This is a genomic window from Nonomuraea insulae, from assembly GCF_042656245.1.
This window is the reverse complement of the sequence record NZ_JBHSPA010000006.1, coordinates 406,188-422,954: the sequence shown is the minus strand read 5'-3', so window position 1 is coordinate 422,954 and position 16,767 is coordinate 406,188. Positions and strand designations below refer to the sequence as shown.

Annotated in this window: 13 protein-coding genes, 1 tRNA gene and 1 other RNA gene; 10 read left to right on the top strand and 5 right to left on the bottom strand. The window is 68.9% G+C overall.

Annotated features, from left to right (window positions below):
* Positions 1–81: 81 nt before the first annotated feature.
* Together ACFPZ3_RS04710 and ACFPZ3_RS04705 are read right to left on the bottom strand one after the other, a co-directional pair.
* Positions 82–669, bottom strand: a complete 588-nt coding sequence (locus ACFPZ3_RS04710) for an RNA polymerase sigma factor (protein WP_379512687.1) — start codon at positions 667–669, stop codon at positions 82–84.
* A gap of 87 nt (positions 670–756) precedes the next feature.
* Entirely contained in the window at positions 757–1,311 is a 555-nt protein-coding gene (locus ACFPZ3_RS04705; RefSeq protein ID WP_379512686.1) for a GNAT family N-acetyltransferase, read from the bottom strand.
* A gap of 790 nt (positions 1,312–2,101) precedes the next feature.
* On the opposite strand from ACFPZ3_RS04705, the gene ACFPZ3_RS04700 reads away from it, so the two are divergent.
* Positions 2,102–4,924 carry an AfsR/SARP family transcriptional regulator gene (locus tag ACFPZ3_RS04700; protein ID WP_379512685.1) on the top strand — a complete coding sequence of 941 codons (2,823 nt, stop codon included), beginning with the start codon at positions 2,102–2,104 and terminating at the stop codon, positions 4,922–4,924.
* A 143-nt stretch (positions 4,925–5,067) separates the two neighbouring features.
* On the opposite strand, the gene ACFPZ3_RS04695 is transcribed toward ACFPZ3_RS04700, so the two are convergent.
* A tRNA-Ser gene (locus ACFPZ3_RS04695) sits at positions 5,068–5,155 on the bottom strand.
* Between the two features lie 96 nt (positions 5,156–5,251).
* On the opposite strand from ACFPZ3_RS04695, the gene ffs reads away from it, so the two are divergent.
* Together ffs and ACFPZ3_RS04685 are read left to right on the top strand one after the other, a co-directional pair.
* Positions 5,252–5,347: signal recognition particle sRNA small type (gene ffs, locus ACFPZ3_RS04690), an RNA gene on the top strand.
* Between the two features lie 31 nt (positions 5,348–5,378).
* Positions 5,379–7,979 carry a DNA polymerase III subunit gamma and tau gene (locus tag ACFPZ3_RS04685; protein ID WP_379512684.1) on the top strand — a complete coding sequence of 867 codons (2,601 nt, stop codon included), beginning with the start codon at positions 5,379–5,381 and terminating at the stop codon, positions 7,977–7,979.
* A 225-nt stretch (positions 7,980–8,204) separates the two neighbouring features.
* Here ACFPZ3_RS04685 and ACFPZ3_RS04680 read toward each other — a convergent pair whose 3' ends face one another.
* Entirely contained in the window at positions 8,205–9,368 is a 1,164-nt protein-coding gene (locus ACFPZ3_RS04680; protein ID WP_379512683.1) for a helix-turn-helix domain-containing protein, read from the bottom strand.
* A 689-nt stretch (positions 9,369–10,057) separates the two neighbouring features.
* Here ACFPZ3_RS04680 and ACFPZ3_RS04675 point away from each other — a divergent pair.
* From ACFPZ3_RS04675 to ACFPZ3_RS04655, 5 genes are all read left to right on the top strand, one after another.
* On the top strand, positions 10,058–10,408 hold the full coding sequence (locus ACFPZ3_RS04675; protein WP_379512682.1) for a YbaB/EbfC family nucleoid-associated protein: 351 nt from the start codon (positions 10,058–10,060) through the stop codon (positions 10,406–10,408).
* 2 nt (positions 10,409–10,410) lie between these two features.
* The gene (recR, locus tag ACFPZ3_RS04670; RefSeq protein ID WP_379512681.1) at positions 10,411–11,010 is read left to right on the top strand and encodes a recombination mediator RecR; all 600 of its coding nucleotides are present in this window, start codon (positions 10,411–10,413) and stop codon (positions 11,008–11,010) included.
* Entirely contained in the window at positions 11,003–11,533 is a 531-nt protein-coding gene (locus tag ACFPZ3_RS04665) for a DUF5063 domain-containing protein (protein ID WP_379512680.1), read from the top strand. The genes recR and ACFPZ3_RS04665 overlap by 8 nt, the downstream gene beginning before the upstream one ends.
* 84 nt (positions 11,534–11,617) lie before the next feature.
* Positions 11,618–12,892 carry an aspartate kinase gene (locus tag ACFPZ3_RS04660; RefSeq protein ID WP_379512679.1) on the top strand — a complete coding sequence of 425 codons (1,275 nt, stop codon included), beginning with the start codon at positions 11,618–11,620 and terminating at the stop codon, positions 12,890–12,892.
* Positions 12,889–13,950 carry an aspartate-semialdehyde dehydrogenase gene (locus ACFPZ3_RS04655; RefSeq protein WP_379512678.1) on the top strand — a complete coding sequence of 354 codons (1,062 nt, stop codon included), beginning with the start codon at positions 12,889–12,891 and terminating at the stop codon, positions 13,948–13,950. Before ACFPZ3_RS04660 ends, ACFPZ3_RS04655 begins: the two co-directional genes overlap by 4 nt.
* Positions 13,951–13,986: 36 nt before the next feature.
* On the opposite strand, the gene ACFPZ3_RS04650 is transcribed toward ACFPZ3_RS04655, so the two are convergent.
* On the bottom strand, positions 13,987–14,913 hold the full coding sequence (locus ACFPZ3_RS04650) for a hypothetical protein (RefSeq protein WP_379512677.1): 927 nt from the start codon (positions 14,911–14,913) through the stop codon (positions 13,987–13,989).
* A 174-nt stretch (positions 14,914–15,087) separates the two neighbouring features.
* On the opposite strand from ACFPZ3_RS04650, the gene ACFPZ3_RS04645 reads away from it, so the two are divergent.
* Complete coding sequence (locus ACFPZ3_RS04645; RefSeq protein WP_379512676.1) at positions 15,088–15,756, top strand: TetR/AcrR family transcriptional regulator; 669 nt, start codon at positions 15,088–15,090, stop codon at positions 15,754–15,756.
* A gap of 51 nt (positions 15,757–15,807) precedes the next feature.
* Positions 15,808–16,767, top strand: a complete 960-nt coding sequence (locus ACFPZ3_RS04640; protein ID WP_379512675.1) for an LLM class F420-dependent oxidoreductase — start codon at positions 15,808–15,810, stop codon at positions 16,765–16,767.

Below are 16,767 nucleotides of genomic sequence, written 5' to 3'. Positions count from 1 at the left end.
TCCGCGGTGAGCCGGAGTCGTTGTCTGGCCAGAGACGACTGGGGAGGCTCATGCTCCAGCTCCTTGATGAGCGTCTTCAGGTCATCCATCGATGTGCTCCTTCAACGGGTTGACGCCGCCCAGGGCTTGGCGGACTTTGCGGCGGGCTCGGTTGAGCCGCGATTTGACCGTGCCGACCGGGATGCCGAGCGCTCGGGCCGCCTCCTCGTACGTCATGTCGCTCCAGGCGACCAGGAGCAGGACGTCCCGGTCGCCTCGCGGCAGCAGCGCGAGCGCGTGCAGCAGCGCCGGCCGTGACCCTTGAGCGGTCAGATCTCGCGTGATCGCCTCTTCCGGCCCGTCGACAGCAGGGGCCGGCCCCTGCCGCTCCGCGGCGCGGTAGCGGCTGATCTCGGCCCGGCGGTGCCCGGTGATGAGCTTGGTCGCGATTCCCAGCAGCCACGGCCGGGCGTCGCGGTAGGAGACGTCATAAGCCTCACGCCGGCGGAATGCGATCAGGAACGTCTCTCCGACCAGGTCCTCGGTGAGCGCTGGACCGAGCCGGAAGGAGATGTACCTGTAGAGCATCGCGGCGTAGCGGTCGAACAGAGCGGCGAACTTCTCCGGATCATCAAGCGAACCTGCGATGATCTCGGAGTCCACCACCACAGGCGACGCGTCCGTCCTCATAAATGATCTTTTCTCGTCATGGGAACCCTTCGAGATGTCATCTATGTCTTGTCGCAACCGCCCCAGGTGTTCACGGCAGGCTTCGCCCTAGGGGCGACCTGGGATCGTGGTCATGAGTTCCTCTTCGAGCAGCGACCCGACCCACAGATCCAATCGCGTACCCCGACGGACCAGGCGACGGCGCAAGGTCCCCTCAAAGACGAACCCCGCCTTCTCAGCCACCCTCCGTGAGGCCTCATTGCCGGCCTCCGCTCGCCACTGGATCAGCTCCAGATCGAGTGATCGGAACGCCCACCTGCACAGGGCTTTCACGGCATGAGTCGTAACCCCCTTGCCGCGTGCCTCAGGAGCGGCCCAATAGCCGATTTCTCCGGTGCCATCCCGGCCGAGCCCGAGGCCGACTCTGCCGAGCCGCTCACGGCTGAGCGCGTCGAGGATCACGTACTCGATCCGGTCAGCATTGGCCATCGCCACTTCCTGGACGAAAAACCTGGCATGTTCCATCTCGTACGGCTCTGGGAGGCCGTTGAAGTGCCGGATCAGGGCGTCTTGAGAGACCTCGTAGACCCATGGGACGTCATCCACATGGAAGGGCCGCAACGTCAGCCATCCGGCTTCGATCTCATCCGTCGTGTGATTCATCGAGGGATCATGCCAGCTTGCGAAGCGTCGTCCATACCGTCGCCGGGCGCTTCACCGACGGTTGCGCTCGCTGGGGTTGGACGGCGCTGCCCTGCCCACGGACACACCGATCAGGCACCAGTTGTGACCCGTACGTTAAAACCAGAAAGGGTGTGCCGTCACCATCGGCACACCTTCTGAGCTGGCGGAGGATGGGGGATTCGAACCCCAGAAAGATCTGGTCGTGCCATGCACGTGCGGTAGCTACGGCGGGGTCACCTGGCCGCCGGAGACCGGCGGCACCGTGGAATCACCTCTGAGGGTCGGTGGAGATTTCGCCGGATGGGGTGGTGTGCGAGATTCCCACGTCGGGGATGTCGGGGAAGGCGGCGGCGAAGGCGGAAGAGGCGGTCGCAGCGCCAAGGCCGAGAGCCAGAAGACCGGCTGCGGCCACAACGGCGAGCTTCTTGAGCAGTCTGACGTGTGTCACGAGACCTCCCGTGCGATTACGAAGATGCAGGGATGCATGGCATTGGACACGGAGATCGCGCCACAATCGTCCCCACAAGGCCTATGAGCCTATGTACGGCAGGAATGCGACGGTGTCAGGGAAACACCCGACAAGCATCGTCTGATCAGTAGCCTGGCGAGTCATTTGTAAGGCACCTGAAAGCCTGCACGTCTATACATGCACATATGCACCACAACGCCGGAAACCTGCATGAAGACGGCGTTCAATCCTCCATCGCCGTAAATAGGCTCGATCATCCCGTTCAACGCCGACCTCGTGAAAAGGAGGGCAGCGCCCCTCGTGACGCTGGAGATCAGATTCCTCGGCCCGTGGCAGGTCCTGGCCGCTGAAGAACCGGTCCGGCTCGCCGGGCAACGACGCATCGGCGTGCTGGCCAGACTCGCCCTGAACGCCGGGCAGGCCGTACACGCCGAGCGGATCCTCACAGACATCTGGGGAGACAGCTCCGCGGCGACCGTGGCCAAACAGCTCCACATCGTGATCTCCAAACTCCGCGAAACCCTCGCACCGCACACCACCAAAGAGATCATTCAGACCGTGCCCGGCGGCTACCGGCTCGCGCTCGAACCCGACCAGATCGACGCCCACCTGTTCACCCGCCTGACCAAACGCGCCCGCACCACCCAAGCGCAGGGGGACAGGGCCGCCGCCGACGCCCTGTTCCGCACGGCCCTGCAGCTGTGGCGAGGCGAACCCCTGGCCGGACTGACCGGCCCCTGGGCACGCATCGAGGCCACCCGCCTGGAAGAAGAACACCGCACCGTCCTGGAAGACCACGCCGATCTCCGCCTCGCCGTCGGCGACCATCACGCGGTGGCCGCTGACCTGGCCGTACACGTGCGGGCCCATCCACTGCGCGAACGTCCCGCCGCCCAGCTCATGCTCGCCCTGCACCGCGCCGGCCGCCCATCAGAAGCGCTCGCCGTCTACCAGAACACCCGCCGGATCATGGTCTCCGAACTCGGCATCGAACCCGGCGCCGAACTACGCCGCCTGCACCAGGCCATCCTGGTCAAGGACCCCGTCCTCGACCTGACCACCCCGGCCCAGCAGGTCACGATCGGCGAGCCGTACACCCCGGCCGAACTGCCCGCCGACACCCACACCTTCACCGCCCGCGCCACCGAGATCGACCGCCTGCGCACCATGCTCAGTCCTGCCGACAACCCCACCCACGGGGCGGCCATCACCGTGATCGACGGACCCGGGGGCATCGGCAAATCCGCCCTGACCGTTCACGTTGCCCACGCGATGGCCGCCCGGTTCGCCGACGGCGTCATCTACCTCAACCTGCACGGATCCACCCCCGGGCTCGACCCACTGGCCCCGGCCCAAGCCCTGCGCCACCTGCTGCGCTCCCTCGGCCTGGACGGCGCCGCCGTCCCCGCCGACCCGGGCGAGGCCGCCGCCCGCTACCGCTCCCTGACCGCGACCTGCGACCTGCTGGTCATCCTGGACAACGCCCGCGACGTCCGCCAGATCCGCCCGCTCATCCCCGCCGGCCCCGGCTGCCGGGTCCTGATCACCTGCCGGGACCCGCTGGCCACCCTGGACAACGCTCGCCACCTCCACCTGGGCGCCCTGAACGCCGCCGACGCCGCCGCGTTACTGTCCCGCCTGGCCGGACCTGACCGGGTGCGCGCAGAACCGCAGACGGCCGAACGCATCGTCCACTTGTGCGGCGGTTTCCCCCTCGCCCTGCGGATCGTCGGCGCCCGCCTGGCCGCCCGCCCCGACTGGAACCTGTCCGACCTGGAAGCACGGCTGGCCGACGCCACCCGCCGCCTGGACATGCTGGAGTACGCCGACCTGGCCATTCGCGCCAGCATCGCGGTCAGCCACCACCACCTGCGAGAAGAACCCGCCGGCCGCGACGCCGCCCACCTGCTGCCCCTGCTCGGCCTGCTCGACCTGCCCACGCACACCCCCGCCGCCACCGCCGCCCTGACCGGCTGGCCCCAGCACCGCGCGGAAGCCGCCCTGGAACGCCTCCAGGACGCCCGCCTCCTCGAGGCCGCAGGACCCGACCGCTACCAGTTCCACGACCTGGTCGGCCTTTACGCCCGCGAACGGGCACACCAGGACCTGCCGGAGGAGGAACGCGCCGCCGCCGTACGGCGCGCGCTCCACCACTACCTGACCACCCTCTGGATGGCGAGCACGCTCGCCGGCGATGCAGTACTGCGATGCCCTGTCGAGTTGCCCGACAGCATCTTCAAGGACCTGGCGGAGGCGGAACGATGGGTCCAGGGCGAGCGGGACAACCTGCTCGCCGCCGCGCAGCAGGCGTTGGCCGGCCCCGACCCGGCGACCGCCATCGGCCTGGCCATCGGACTCCACTGGCCCTTCTGCTACCAGGGCTGGCACACCCAACTGGCCGACATCTACGCGCACGCCATCGAGGTGGCCGATCGCATCGCGGCATGGGAGGACAAGGCCCAGCTCCGCAGCTTCCTCGGCTGGGTCTACCGAGACCAGGGCCGCTACGACGCCGCGATCGCGCAACTGAAGACGGCCCTCACCGACTGGGACCGCGCCGACCTGCCCCGGCGGAAGGTCGGAGTGCTCAACAACCTTGGTGTCATCAACACGATCGTGGGCCGTCTCGACGAGGCACTCGGCTACCTGGAATCCGCGTTGGAGCTCAACGACGACGCCGAACGCCCTGGGGCCACGGTCGTGCTCCGCAACAACCGGGTGCATGTCCACTTCCGGCAGGGGCGCTTCGACGAGGCGATCGCGGAAGCACGCCAGCTGGTGGAGTCAGGGCCGAAGGTGGGCCCGCTCGCCGATGCGGGCATCGCACACGGTTCGCTGGGCGACGCCTACCGCCACGCCGGCCGCCTGACCGAGGCGGTGGAAAGCTACACGGAGGCCGTACGACTGCTCCGCGAGTCGGGATACCGCCTGAAGGAAGCCGTGTCGCGCTGGTGGTTCGGCACCACCCTGCACGACCTCGAACGGCACGGCGAAGCACGGGAACAGTGGGAACACTCCGTCCGCCTCCTGCGTGACGCCCGCCTGCTCACACCACAGGAGGCGACCGAGATCCTCGCCCAGCCAGTGCCGGAAACACCCCAGCCGATCAAGAACATGCTCTGACCCTCAACCCAGCGCGTGTCACCCAAGGCCCGACATTCCGATCCGTGCGAATGCCCCCGTCACTGGTTCAAGCGACTGAGACGAAAACTGAGACCGGAAAGCAGGAAGGGGTGTGCCGTGATCACGGCACACCCCTTCTGGGCTGGCGGAGGATGGGGGATTTGAACCCCCGAAAGGTTGCCCTTTACACGCTTTCCAAGCGTGCGCCCTCGGCCACTAGGCGAATCCTCCGTCGACGAGCTTACCGGACATCGAGAGGTGTGGAGACCATGTTTTCGCGGGGTTCTGGGGGTGGAGCAAGCACTGCGACATCGGGCTACACTGTGTCGGGACCCCTCGCGCGGCGTCATCCTGTGAACCTCCCCAGGGCCGGAAGGCAGCAAGGATAAGCGGGCTCTGGCGGGTGTGCGGGGGGTCTCTTCGTTGGGAGCCCCCTCGCAGGCGGGATGGTCGTATGAGCCTTGCGCTTTACCGCAAGTACCGACCCGGGACCTTCGCCGAGGTCAAGGGTCAGGAGCATGTCACTGACCCGCTGCGGCAGGCGTTGCGCACACGCCGCATCAACCACGCCTACCTGTTCAGCGGCCCTCGTGGATGTGGCAAGACCTCCAGCGCGCGCATCCTGGCGCGCTCCCTCAACTGTGAGCAGGGCCCCACGCCCGACCCGTGCGGCGAGTGCGAGTCGTGTGTCGCGCTGGCCCCGACCGGTCCCGGCCACCTCGACGTCATCGAGATCGACGCGGCCTCGCACGGTGGCGTGGACGACGCCCGCGACCTGCGCGAACGGGCCTTCTTCGCCCCCGTCTCCGCGCGCTACAAGATCTACATCATCGACGAGGCGCACATGGTGACCCGCGAGGGTTTCAACGCGCTGCTCAAGCTCGTCGAGGAGCCCCCGTCGCACCTGAAGTTCATCTTCGCGACGACGGAGCCGGAAAAGGTCATCGGCACCATCAAGTCGCGTACGCACCACTACCCCTTCCGGCTGATGCCGCCCGCGACGTTGCGCGCGCTGCTGGAGGAGATCCTCAGCTCCGAGAGCGTGCCCTACGAGCCGAACGCGCTGCCCCTGGTCGTACGCGCCGGCGCCGGCTCCGCCCGTGACTCGCTGTCCATCCTCGACCAGCTCCTCGCCGGGGCGGAGGAGGACGGCATCACCTACGCCAAGGCCGTCTCCCTGCTCGGCTACACCGACGGCGACCTGCTCGACGAGGTCATCAACGCGTTCGCGGCCCGAGACGGCGGCCAGGTCTTCCACACGGTCAACCGGGTGATCGAGGGCGGCCACGACCCCCGCCGCTTCGCCTCCGACCTGCTCGAACGCTTCCGCGACCTGGTCATCCTGGCCAACGTTCCCGAGGCGGCCTCCAGCGGCCTGCTCGACCGCCCCGCCGACGAGCTGGAGCGCCTCGTCCAGCAGGCGGCCTCGATGGGCCCCGCCGACCTCACCCGCGCCGCCGAGGTCTTCAACAGCGGCCTCACCGAGATGCGCGGCGCCACCTCCCCGCGACTGCTGCTGGAGCTGATGTGCGCGCGCGTCCTGCTCCCGGGGGCCGGGCAGGGTGAGGGGGCGCTGCTGGCCCGCCTCGAACGCCTCGAACGCGGGGGCGCGGTCGCCCAGATGGCCGCCCGCGCGTCCGCTGCCGCTCCTTCCGTCAGTACGCCCTCACCTGCCGCCGCACCCTCAGCCCCCGCGCCGGTGACCATCCCGCGTCCCGGGGCCGCTTCGAGCAGGCAGCACACCACGGGCACCGCGTCGAGCGATGCGGCGGGCGTCTCTGCCGGGGCCGCGCAATCCCACGCCGCCCCCGGCGGGGACGACTGGCCCGAGGCCGCACGTCCCGGCGCGCCGGCGGCGTCCTCCCCAGCTCCTTCGTCGGGTCCCGCGGTCTCGTCCGCGAGCGGTCCCTCGGGTGGTTCCTCAGGCGGTTTCTCAGGCGGTTCCTCGGGTGGGGCGCATGCGTCCGGGGCCGATGGTGGTGCGCACCACGCTCCGAACGGCGAGAGCGCACCGACCCCTGGCGGAACGGGTGCCGTTCAGTCGCAGTGGGCCGCCGTGCTGGCCGCGCTCAAGCAGCGCAGCATCGTCGTGTGGGCCAACGTGAGCACCAACGCCCAGGTCGTGGGCGTGGAGGGCAACCTGGTCACGCTCGGCTTCACCCAGGTCGGCGCGATGAAGAACTTCACGGGTGGCGGCAAGGACGCCGTGGTGGCCAGTGCGCTGGGCGACGTGCTGGGCGGAACCTGGCGCGTCGAGGCGGTCGTCGGCGGGTCTCCGGCCCCGTCTCGCGGCCCCGCCCGTCCTTCGTCCCCTTCCCCGTCCCCAGCTCCGGCTCCGTCTCATGGCGCGGCTCCCGGGGGCCAGCCCACTACCGGTCCTCAGGGGGCGACCGGTTCTCACGGCCCTGCTGGTTCTCAGGGGCCGACCGGCGCTCACGGGCCCACTGATCCTCAGGGGCCGACCGGTCCTCAGGTGGCCGGGGGGCAGGCGGTGTCCGGATCTCAGGGGGGTTCGGGGGCTCAGGGGCGTACGGCGTCACACGGGACGTCCCAGGAGGACCAGGGCGGGCAGGACCCCGGCCAGCCTCCGGCCGCTTCCCCCGCCGCCTCTCCGGGACACCAGACCACAGACGAGTCCTGGCCCGACGCTCCCGACGACGTCAGCCCCGGCTCTCCGCCCAGCCCGGACCCCACGCGTACCGTCGTCGCCGCCCAGCACGTGGCGGGCGTCTCGGCAGGGGGCGTCTCGGCGGGGGGTGCTGTCGCCGCGGGTACGGGCATGGCAGCGGCGAAGTCGGCGGCGATGGCTGCCATGGCCGCCTCCCAGGCGGGCCCGCGCGGCCCCTCCGCCCGTGCCGGCGCCGGTCCTTCCACCCGCACCGCCACCGCCACCGCTGCCTGGCCGGACGCGGTGCCCGGACGTGACAAGGGCCCCGAATCCGACGACGTGGACCCGCTCAACGACGCGGACGCCGACGTGTCCGCCGTCTCGGGCATGGCCCTGCTGGAGCGCGAACTCGGCGCCCAGGTGATCGGGGAAATCGACCACGCCTGACGCCTTCTTCCGCGGGGGCGGCGTCCTGAGGGCGCAATGGGGTCCGACCACGCCCTGAGGGCGCAATGGGGCCCCGGCCATGTCCTGAGGGCGCAATGGGTCCCGGCCACGTCCTGAGGGCGCAATGGGGTCCCGACCACGTCCTGAGGACGCAAGTCGCCACCGCGTGCGCCGGTGCGCCCGGAGGGTTGTGATTCCCAAGGCGCCCGTTTTAAGGAGGGTGGGTCAGGAGAGGAGGCGGGAGCGGGCGACGGCGGAGCGGGGGTCGGTCGGGGGGAGGGCGGCGAGGCGTTCCAGGACCTCGTAGTCGTCCCGTCCGTTGCACGTCTGCGCGTACGCCCACAGATCTTCGGGTGACCCTTGCCGCAACAGGCACGCCCGTACCTGCGCCTCGAGCTCGTCCCGTTCCCGGCGGATCTCCGGCGACTCCGAGCGCGGCAGCAGCGGCCCCGGGTAGGCCCGGGCCAGCGAGGCCGCGTCGTGCGCCGCCAGGAGCCGGTGCAACGCCAGGAAGTCGGCCTCCACCGGGCAGGTCAGCCGGTACGGCTTGGCGGCGATGGCCTGCCCGAGCTGGGTGCGCAGCCGGTGGATCTCGGCCCTGATCGTCACCGGGTTGCCGACGTCCCCGTACAGGTGGAAGGAGAGTTGTTCGGCCGTCAGGCCGTGGGGGTGGAGGGCCAGGAGGGTGAGGATCTCGGCGTGCCGCAGGGACAGGGGGCGGTCGTGGTCGCCGTAGGTGGCGGAGGGGGCGCCTTCGCCGAGGAAGGACAGGGTCAGGACCGGTGGGGCGGTGGAGGGGGACGGGCGGAGGAGGAAGCCGTCGGAGAAGGGTTCGAGGAGGGCGACGGTGCCGTCTCTGAGGATCATGCGGCGGCCGGTGAAGTGCGCGGCGCGCGCGCCCAGGTGGACACGTTCGCCGAGGTCGCCGGCGGGGTCGCCGGAGATGACGCGGCCCGTGGCGGACAGGAGGATGCCGGGGCGGCCGCGGAGGGACTCGTAGCGGCGGCGCAGGCGTTCGTCGCGCTCGTGCATGCGCAGGGCGAGTTGCGTCTCGGCGAGCTTGGCCGTGGCGGCGACCAGGGCGACCGTGGCGGGGTGCAGGCTGCGGGCGGTGCCGCTGACATCGACGCAGCCGACGACCAGGCCCGAGTCGGGGTCGGTGACGGGGGCGGCGCTGCACGACCAGACGTGCAGGACGCGCATGAGGTGCTCTTCCGAGTAGACGTGTACGGGGCGGCCGGTGGCCAGGGCGGTGCCGATGCCGTTGGTGCCGACACTGTGCTCGGCCCACTGGTGGCCGTCGGCCAGGCCGACAGTGTCGGCGCGGCGCATCGTGGAGTGATTACCGTCGCGCCACAACACCCGGCCGTCACCATCCGTGACGATCATGATGTGGCCCGTCCCATCGGACAATCCCGACAGTGTCTGGGCGAGCAGCGGCAACAGGGTCTGCAGGGGATGGGTTGTGCGAATGTCCCGAATGCGGGCGGCGTCATAGACGAGTGGGGCACTCTTGCGTTCGGGGTCGATTCCGGCATCCAGCGAACGGCGCCAGGAGGCCTTGATCAGATGGCGAGGCGACTCCGGCCAGGGTCGACCTGTCGCTGCGGCTTCGTGCGCTCCGCGTAGAAGGCGGGAGTACGCGTCGAGATGGGCGTAACTCATCGGTCACTCCAAGTAGTCAATTAGAGCATCCGTCTTGCGTGCCGTCCGCGCAACCCGTTCAGGGGGATTGCAGAGGGTGATTGAATGAACGCAACGTGTGTGCAACGTTCGTCGGCGTAGCGTTTTTGACCAACGCGTTGGCGTAGTGCGGCCGCTCCGCTGACGTGATGGCCGGGTCTCGGACGCTGGAGGGGGGCCGAGATCCGGCCAGAACATCTTGATCCTGGACATAGGCAGGTCAGGACGGCGGTTCCGAACGGGCGAACGATGGGAAACGCCCGTCCCAGACGGCACATGAGAATGGGACAACCAGGTCTGGGTGCGAAAGAGGGGGAACCGTCAGTACATGACGCCGCCCAAACACCGTAGGCTCGTGGCAGTCAAGAACGCGGAGCCACGAGGAGCGCACGACGGTGAACCCAGGGGATGTCAACCTGCAGCAGCTGCTGGAGCAGGCCCAGCTCATGCAGCAGCAGCTTGTGAGCGCCCAGCAGGAGCTCAACGACGCGCAGATCGAGGGCTCATCAGGCGGCGGCCTGGTCACGGCCGTCGTCAACGGCTCAGGCGAGCTGCTCGAGCTCAAGATCAACCCGAGTGTGATCGAGGCGGGCGACGCGCAGGACACCGCGGACACGATCGCCGACCTGGTGATCGCGGCCGTCCGCGACGCCGTGCGCGCGGCGGCCGATCTCCAGCAGGAGAAGCTCGGCCCGCTGGCCCAGGGGCTGGGTGGCGGCGGCCTCGGACAGTTGCCAGGATTCTAGGCATGTACGAAGGGGTCGTCCAGAATCTGATCGACGAGCTGGGCCTGTTGCCCGGCGTCGGTCCCAAGAGCGCGCAGCGGATCGCGTTCCACCTGCTGGCGGCCGATCCAGCCGATGTCAAACGGCTGGCACACGCGTTGCTGGAGGTCAAGGAGAAGGTCCGCTTCTGCCGGGTCTGCGGCAACGTGGCCTCCGAGGAGCAGTGCCGCATCTGCCGCGACGCCCGCCGCGACACGCACGTCATCTGCGTGGTCGAGGAGCCGAAGGACGTCGTGGCGATCGAGAGGACGCGCGAGTTCCGCGGCACCTACCACGTGCTCGGGGGCGCGATCAGCCCGATCGACGGGGTCGGTCCCGATGACCTGCGCATCCGTGAGCTCATGACACGCCTGGCCGACGGCAGCGTCACCGAGCTCATCCTCGCCACCGACCCCAATCTGGAGGGCGAGGCGACGGCTACCTATCTGGCCCGTCTGGTCAAGCCGATGGGCATCAAAGTGACACGACTGGCCAGCGGTCTGCCTGTGGGCGGTGACCTCGAATACGCCGATGAGGTCACCTTGGGCCGCGCGTTCGAAGGACGGAGGCTGCTGGATGTCTGACCAGTGGAGCGCGCTGGCGGAAGAGATCGCCGGGCACGCGCAGAACTACGTGGACGGCCTGACCAGGGTCGCCGGCGGCGAGGGCGGCGACGCCATCTGGTCGATCCTGCTGGTGGAGGTCGCCCAGGTGAGCCTGGCCGGCGCCAAGCTGGGCGCGAACCAGGACGTCATCCTCGCCGGCAACTACGAGCCGCCGATGAGCGAGGACCCCGACATCGACGGGGTGCGCACGTCGCTGGCCGAGCGGCTGGAGGCGGTGGACGACTACGCCGAGGTGTTCGACCCGTACAAGGACACCATCGTCACCGCGTACCGGCTGTCCGACGATCTGACCGCGGTCGCGGCGGACATCATCCACGGGCTGCGCCACTATCACGCGGGCCGTCCGCACGAGGCGCTGTGGTGGTGGCAATACTCCTACTTCAACACCTGGGGCAACCACGCCGGCGCGGCGATGCGCGCGTTGCAGGCCCTGGCGGCGCACTCGCGTCTCGACGTGGCTGAGGAGACCACCGCGGTCTGATCATCCACATAGTGGTACGAACCATCGGGCGCATATGAGGCCCCCAGTAGACTGGCAGCTCACAGTCCAGACCGGGAGACTCTCGTGGCGCTCGTTGTGCAAAAGTACGGTGGTTCGTCCGTCGCCGACGCGTCCTGCATCAAGCGGGTCGCGCAGCGGATCGTCGCGACGAAAAAAGCCGGCAACAACGTGGTCGTGATCGTCTCCGCCATGGGAGACACGACGGACGAGCTGCTCGACCTGGCCGAGCAGGTGTCGCCGCTGCCTCCGGGCCGCGAGCTCGACATGCTGCTGACCTCAGGCGAGCGCATCTCGATGGCGCTGCTGGCGATGGCGATCGCCAACCTCGGCCACGAGGCCCGCTCGTTCACGGGCTCGCAGGCCGGCGTGATCACCGACTCCATCCACGGCAAGGCCCGCATCATCGACGTGACGCCCAGCCGCATCAAGGAGGCCGTCGACCAGGGCCACATCGCGATCGTGGCCGGTTTCCAGGGCGTCTCGCAGGACACCAAGGACATCACCACGCTCGGCCGCGGCGGCTCCGACACCACGGCCGTGGCGCTGGCGGCGGCGCTCAGCGCCGACGTGTGCGAGATCTACACCGACGTCGACGGCATCTTCACCGCCGACCCGCGGATCGTGCCCGCGGCGCGCCAGATCCCCAGGATCTCCTATGACGAGATGATGGAGATGGCGGCCTGCGGTTCGAAGATCCTGCACCTGCGCTGCGTCGAATATGCTCGCCGTTTCAATCTGCCGATTCACGTACGCAGCTCTTTCAGTACCAAGGAAGGCTCGTGGGTCGTCTCCGACCCTTACACCGAAGGAACCGAGATGGAGCAGCCGATCATCTCCGGCGTCGCGCACGACCGGAGCGAGGCCAAGATCACTGTTGTCGGAGTGCCCGACAAGGTCGGCGAGGCTGCCTCGATCTTCAAAACCCTGGCCGACGCCGAGATCAACATCGACATGATCGTGCAGAACGTCTCGGCCGCCGCCACCGGCCGCACGGACATCTCCTTCACGCTGCCCACGACCGACAGCCAGACGGCTCTGACGTGGTTGAAGAAGATCCAGCCCCGGATCGGTTTCGAGTCGTTGCTGTTCGACGACCAGATCGGGAAGGTGTCGCTGATCGGCGCGGGCATGCGCTCGCACCCCGGCGTCACGGCGACGTTCTTCGCGGCCCTCGCCGACGCGGGGGTCAACATCGAGATGATCTCCACCTCGGAGATCCGCATCTCAGTGGTCGTCGAGCAGGACGGTGTCGACGCGGCCGTGGCGGCCGCCCACCGTGCCTTCAACCTCGACGCCGACCAGGTCGAAGCCGTGGTGTACGGAGGTTCAGGACGATGAGCAGAAAGCCCAGCCTTGCTCTGATCGGGGCGACCGGTGCGGTGGGCACCGTGATGCGCGACATCGTGTCGACGCGTGCGGACATCTGGGGTGACATCCGTCTCGTCGCCTCGCCGCGTTCCGCGGGCAGGGTGCTCCGGGTGCGCGGCGAGGACGTCGTGGTCCAGGCCCTCGCGCCCGAGGTGTTCGACGGCGTCGACGTGGCCATCTTCGACGTGCCCGACGAGGTGTCGGCCGTCTGGGTGCCGATCGCGGCCGAGCGCGGCGCGATCGCCATCGACAAGTCGGGCACGTTCCGCATGGAGCCCGACGTGCCGCTGGTCGTGCCAGAGGTCAACCCGCTCGACGCGCGTGAGCGGCCGCGGGGCATCATCTCGACCCCCAACTGCACGACGTTGTCGATGATGGCCGCCATGGGGGCGCTGCACGCCGAGTTCACGCTCACCGAGCTGGTCGTCGCCTCCTACCAGGCGGTGTCCGGGGCCGGTGTGGCCGGTTCCGCGCGGCTCTACGACGAGGTCGAGGCGCTGGCCGGTGACCGTGCGATCGGTCAGGCCGTCGGCGACGTACGCAAGGTGCTGGCCGACAAGCTGCCCGAGGAGTCGCCGTTCCCGGCGCCCATCGCGTTCAACGTGGTGCCGTGGGCGGGCTCGCTGAAGGACGGCGGCTGGGCCTCGGAGGAGCTCAAGCTCCGCAACGAGTCCCGCAAGATCCTCGGCATCCCCGACCTGAAGGTCTCCGCGACCTGCGTGCGCGTCCCGGTGATCACGACGCACTCGCTGGCCGTGCACGCGCGGTTCGAGCGCGAGATCACGGTCGCCGACGCGCACCGCGTCCTGGAGGCGGCGCCGACGGTGGTCCTCATGGACGACCCGGCCAACGGCGTCTACCCGACGCCTGTCGACGTGGTGGGCACCGACCCGACCTACGTGGGCCGCATCCGCCAGGCGATCGACTTCCCGAACACGCTCGACCTGTTCGTGTGCGGTGACAACCTGCGCAAGGGCGCCGCGCTCAACGCGGCGGAGATCGCCGAGCTGGTCGCCGCCGAATTCTGACGGTGTTCTCCCGGTGGCAGGTGACATGCTCACCTGTCACCGGAAGAGGATGTCCCAGTGGTCGCTCTCGTCGGCGAACGTTGTGCCCGCGCCTGATTTGTAGAGCTTGGCCCCGTCGGCGCGTGTCCCGGCCTTGTGATGGTTCTTGGTGATGTGCCGGTCGATGCAGGCGTTGTGCGAGATGTCCAGCTTGTAGCCGTTGCCGTGGCTGAACTGGCCGGGTGCGTGGCCGCGTTCCGTGCCGCCCGTCACCATGATCGGGCAGCCGCTCTGCTGCTTCAGCTGGATCACCTTGGCGATCGTCCCGGTCCGTACCGAGTCGAGCGAGGTGCAGTGGAGCTGGTGCTTGCTCGCGCAGCCGCCGGTGGACTTCGTCCGCAGCCCGGCGCTCTTCAGCCAGCCGTTGGCGGTCGCGTGGGAGATCTGCACGGCGGCCTGCCTGGGCAGGACTCGCGTCAGATCGACCTGAGCGTGCCTGTGAGCGACGTGCGGCCGGATCCGGTACCTCTTGGTCACCTTGCGGCGTACGGGGCTCTTCACTGCTTTTGAGGCCGCTGATGGCGTCCTGGTCTCCTGCGTGGTCCGGTCCGCCCGGGATTCGTCCCGCGTGGTCCGGTCCGCCCGGAAGTCATCCCGGGTGATCCGGTCCACCCGGAAGTCGTCCTGGGCGGTCCAGTCTCCCTGGAATTCGTCGGTGTCCCACGCGTTTTCGTGGATCATGTTCGGCCACCGGGGATCGATCGACGGCCAGTCATGTACCGTTTCGAGCCGCTCGTAGACCTCCATGAGGTCTCCGTACGCGACCGTCCGCAGTCCCAGTTCGGGCCCGCCCATCCAGCCGTCGACCTCGTACAGGCTGCCTGGGACCGCCGACCCTTCGGGGTGGGTGGCGGCTGAGGCGGCCGAGGCCAGCGCGATTATGGTGATCTCAATGCCGAGGAGCGCGACTACGATGAGGCGCACTGTTCCACGTATCCACATGTCGATGCCTTTTCGCGGAAATAGCCCTTCCGCCTGAAACGACAATCCCACCTTTCACAGGAGATAACTCATGCCGCGAGCGCAACTTTGCCTTGTGGCGGTGATCACCGTGCGGGTCCATGACCTAACCAGGTCCTACGACGTAAAGTGACGAACGTGTCCGAAGCCCGAAACCGAGGAGCGGAGAGCACCCGAGAGGTCATCGTCGAGACGGCCTTGCGACTTTTTCGGGAGCGCGGCTTCGACGCGACCACTATGCGGGCCATCGCCGCCGAGGCGGGGGTCTCCGTAGGCAACGCCTACTACTACTTCGAGGGCAAGGAGGCGTTGATCCAGGCGTACTACGACCGCGCACAGGCCGAGCACGAGGCGGCCTGCAGGGAGTTCCTGGCCACGGAGGAGTCGTTCGCGGCCAGGCTGAGCGGGGTGTTGCGCGAGTGGGTCCGCGTCTCGGAGCCCTACCATGAGTTCGCCGTCAAGTTCTTCAAGCACGCGGCCGAGCCGACGAATCCGCTGAGCCCCTTCAGCGAGCAGTCCTCCCCGGCGCGTGAGGCGTCCATCGCCATCTACCGGCAGGTGGTGGAGGGGTCGCGCGACCGGATGAACGCCGAGCTGCGTGAGGAGCTGCCCGAGCTGCTGTGGTTGTTGTCGATGGGGATGGTGCTGTTCTGGGTGCACGACACCTCGCCGGGGTGTGAGCGTACGTACCGGCTGATCGACGTGACGGTGCCGCTGGTGGATCGGCTGGTCGGGTTGTCGCATCTGCCGGGGTTGCGGGGGATCACGAAGGACTTCATCGCGGCGGTTCACGAGCTGCGCGCCTAGGCGACATACCGAGCGGTTGGTAAGTTGGGTCTCCCAAGATCTGGAGGCCGCATGACGCAGAACTGGGGCATGACGATCCCCTTTTACGACCGCTCGCTGGCGAACTCGAAGGACCTGATCGCCGAGCTGCCCGGGCTCGGTTACACCGACGCGTGGTCCGCCGAGGTCAACGGGGCCGACGGGTTCACGCCGCTGGCCCTGGCCGCGCAGTGGGCGCCGGGGCTCAGGCTGGGCAGCGCCATCGTGCCCGTCTCGACGCGCGGCCCTGGGCTGCTGGCCATGTCCGCGGCCACGCTCGCCGACCTCGCTCCCGAGCGGTTCGTGCTGGGCATCGGGGCCTCCTCGCCGGCGATCGTCGAGGGGTGGAACGCGGGCACGTTCGGCAAGCCGTACGCGCGCACCCGCGACACCCTGCGCTTCCTGAAGAAGGCGCTGGCGGGGGAGAAGGTCTCGGAGGCGTATGAGACGTTCGAGGTCAAGGGCTTCAGGCTGGAACGCGCGCCCAAGGTGCCGCCGAAGATCGTGCTGGCGGCGCTGCGGCCCAGGATGTTGCGCCTGGCCGCCGCGGAGGCCGACGGGGCCATCACCAACTGGCTCTCGCCGCAGGACGTGCGGAAGGTGCGGGCGGAGATCGGCCCCGGCACCGAGCTGATCGCCCGCCTGTTCGTCTGCGTGGACGAGGACACCGACCGCGTACGCCAGATCGCCAGACGGATGCTGGCCGGCTACCTGACCGTCCCCGTGTACGCGGCCTTCCACGACTGGCTGGGCCGCGGCGAGGTGCTGCGCCCGATGCACGAGGCGTGGGCGGCCGGCGACCGGCAGGGCGCGGTCAAGGCCATCCCCGACGAGGTGGTGGACGCCCTGATCGTGCACGGCGACGCCGCCACCTGCCGCGCCAGGATCCGCGAATACGTGGCGGCCGGCCTCGACACCCCCGTCCTGGCCCCCATCCCGAGTGGCGACGTCCCCATCGACCAGGCAGTACGCGAGCTGGCTCCGGAAGGGTAG

Coding starts and splice junctions, on each gene's coding strand:
- ACFPZ3_RS04710 (WP_379512687.1), bottom strand. CDS start 669: ATGAGGACGGACGCGTCGCCTGTGGTGGTGGACTCCGAGATCATCGCA.
- ACFPZ3_RS04705 (WP_379512686.1), bottom strand. CDS start 1,311: ATGAATCACACGACGGATGAGATCGAAGCCGGATGGCTGACGTTGCGG.
- ACFPZ3_RS04685 (WP_379512684.1), top strand. CDS start 5,379: ATGAGCCTTGCGCTTTACCGCAAGTACCGACCCGGGACCTTCGCCGAG.
- ACFPZ3_RS04680 (WP_379512683.1), bottom strand. CDS start 9,368: ATGATCGTCACGGATGGTGACGGCCGGGTGTTGTGGCGCGACGGTAAT.
- recR (WP_379512681.1), top strand. CDS start 10,411: ATGTACGAAGGGGTCGTCCAGAATCTGATCGACGAGCTGGGCCTGTTG.
- ACFPZ3_RS04665 (WP_379512680.1), top strand. CDS start 11,003: ATGTCTGACCAGTGGAGCGCGCTGGCGGAAGAGATCGCCGGGCACGCG.
- ACFPZ3_RS04655 (WP_379512678.1), top strand. CDS start 12,889: ATGAGCAGAAAGCCCAGCCTTGCTCTGATCGGGGCGACCGGTGCGGTG.
- ACFPZ3_RS04640 (WP_379512675.1), top strand. CDS start 15,808: ATGACGCAGAACTGGGGCATGACGATCCCCTTTTACGACCGCTCGCTG.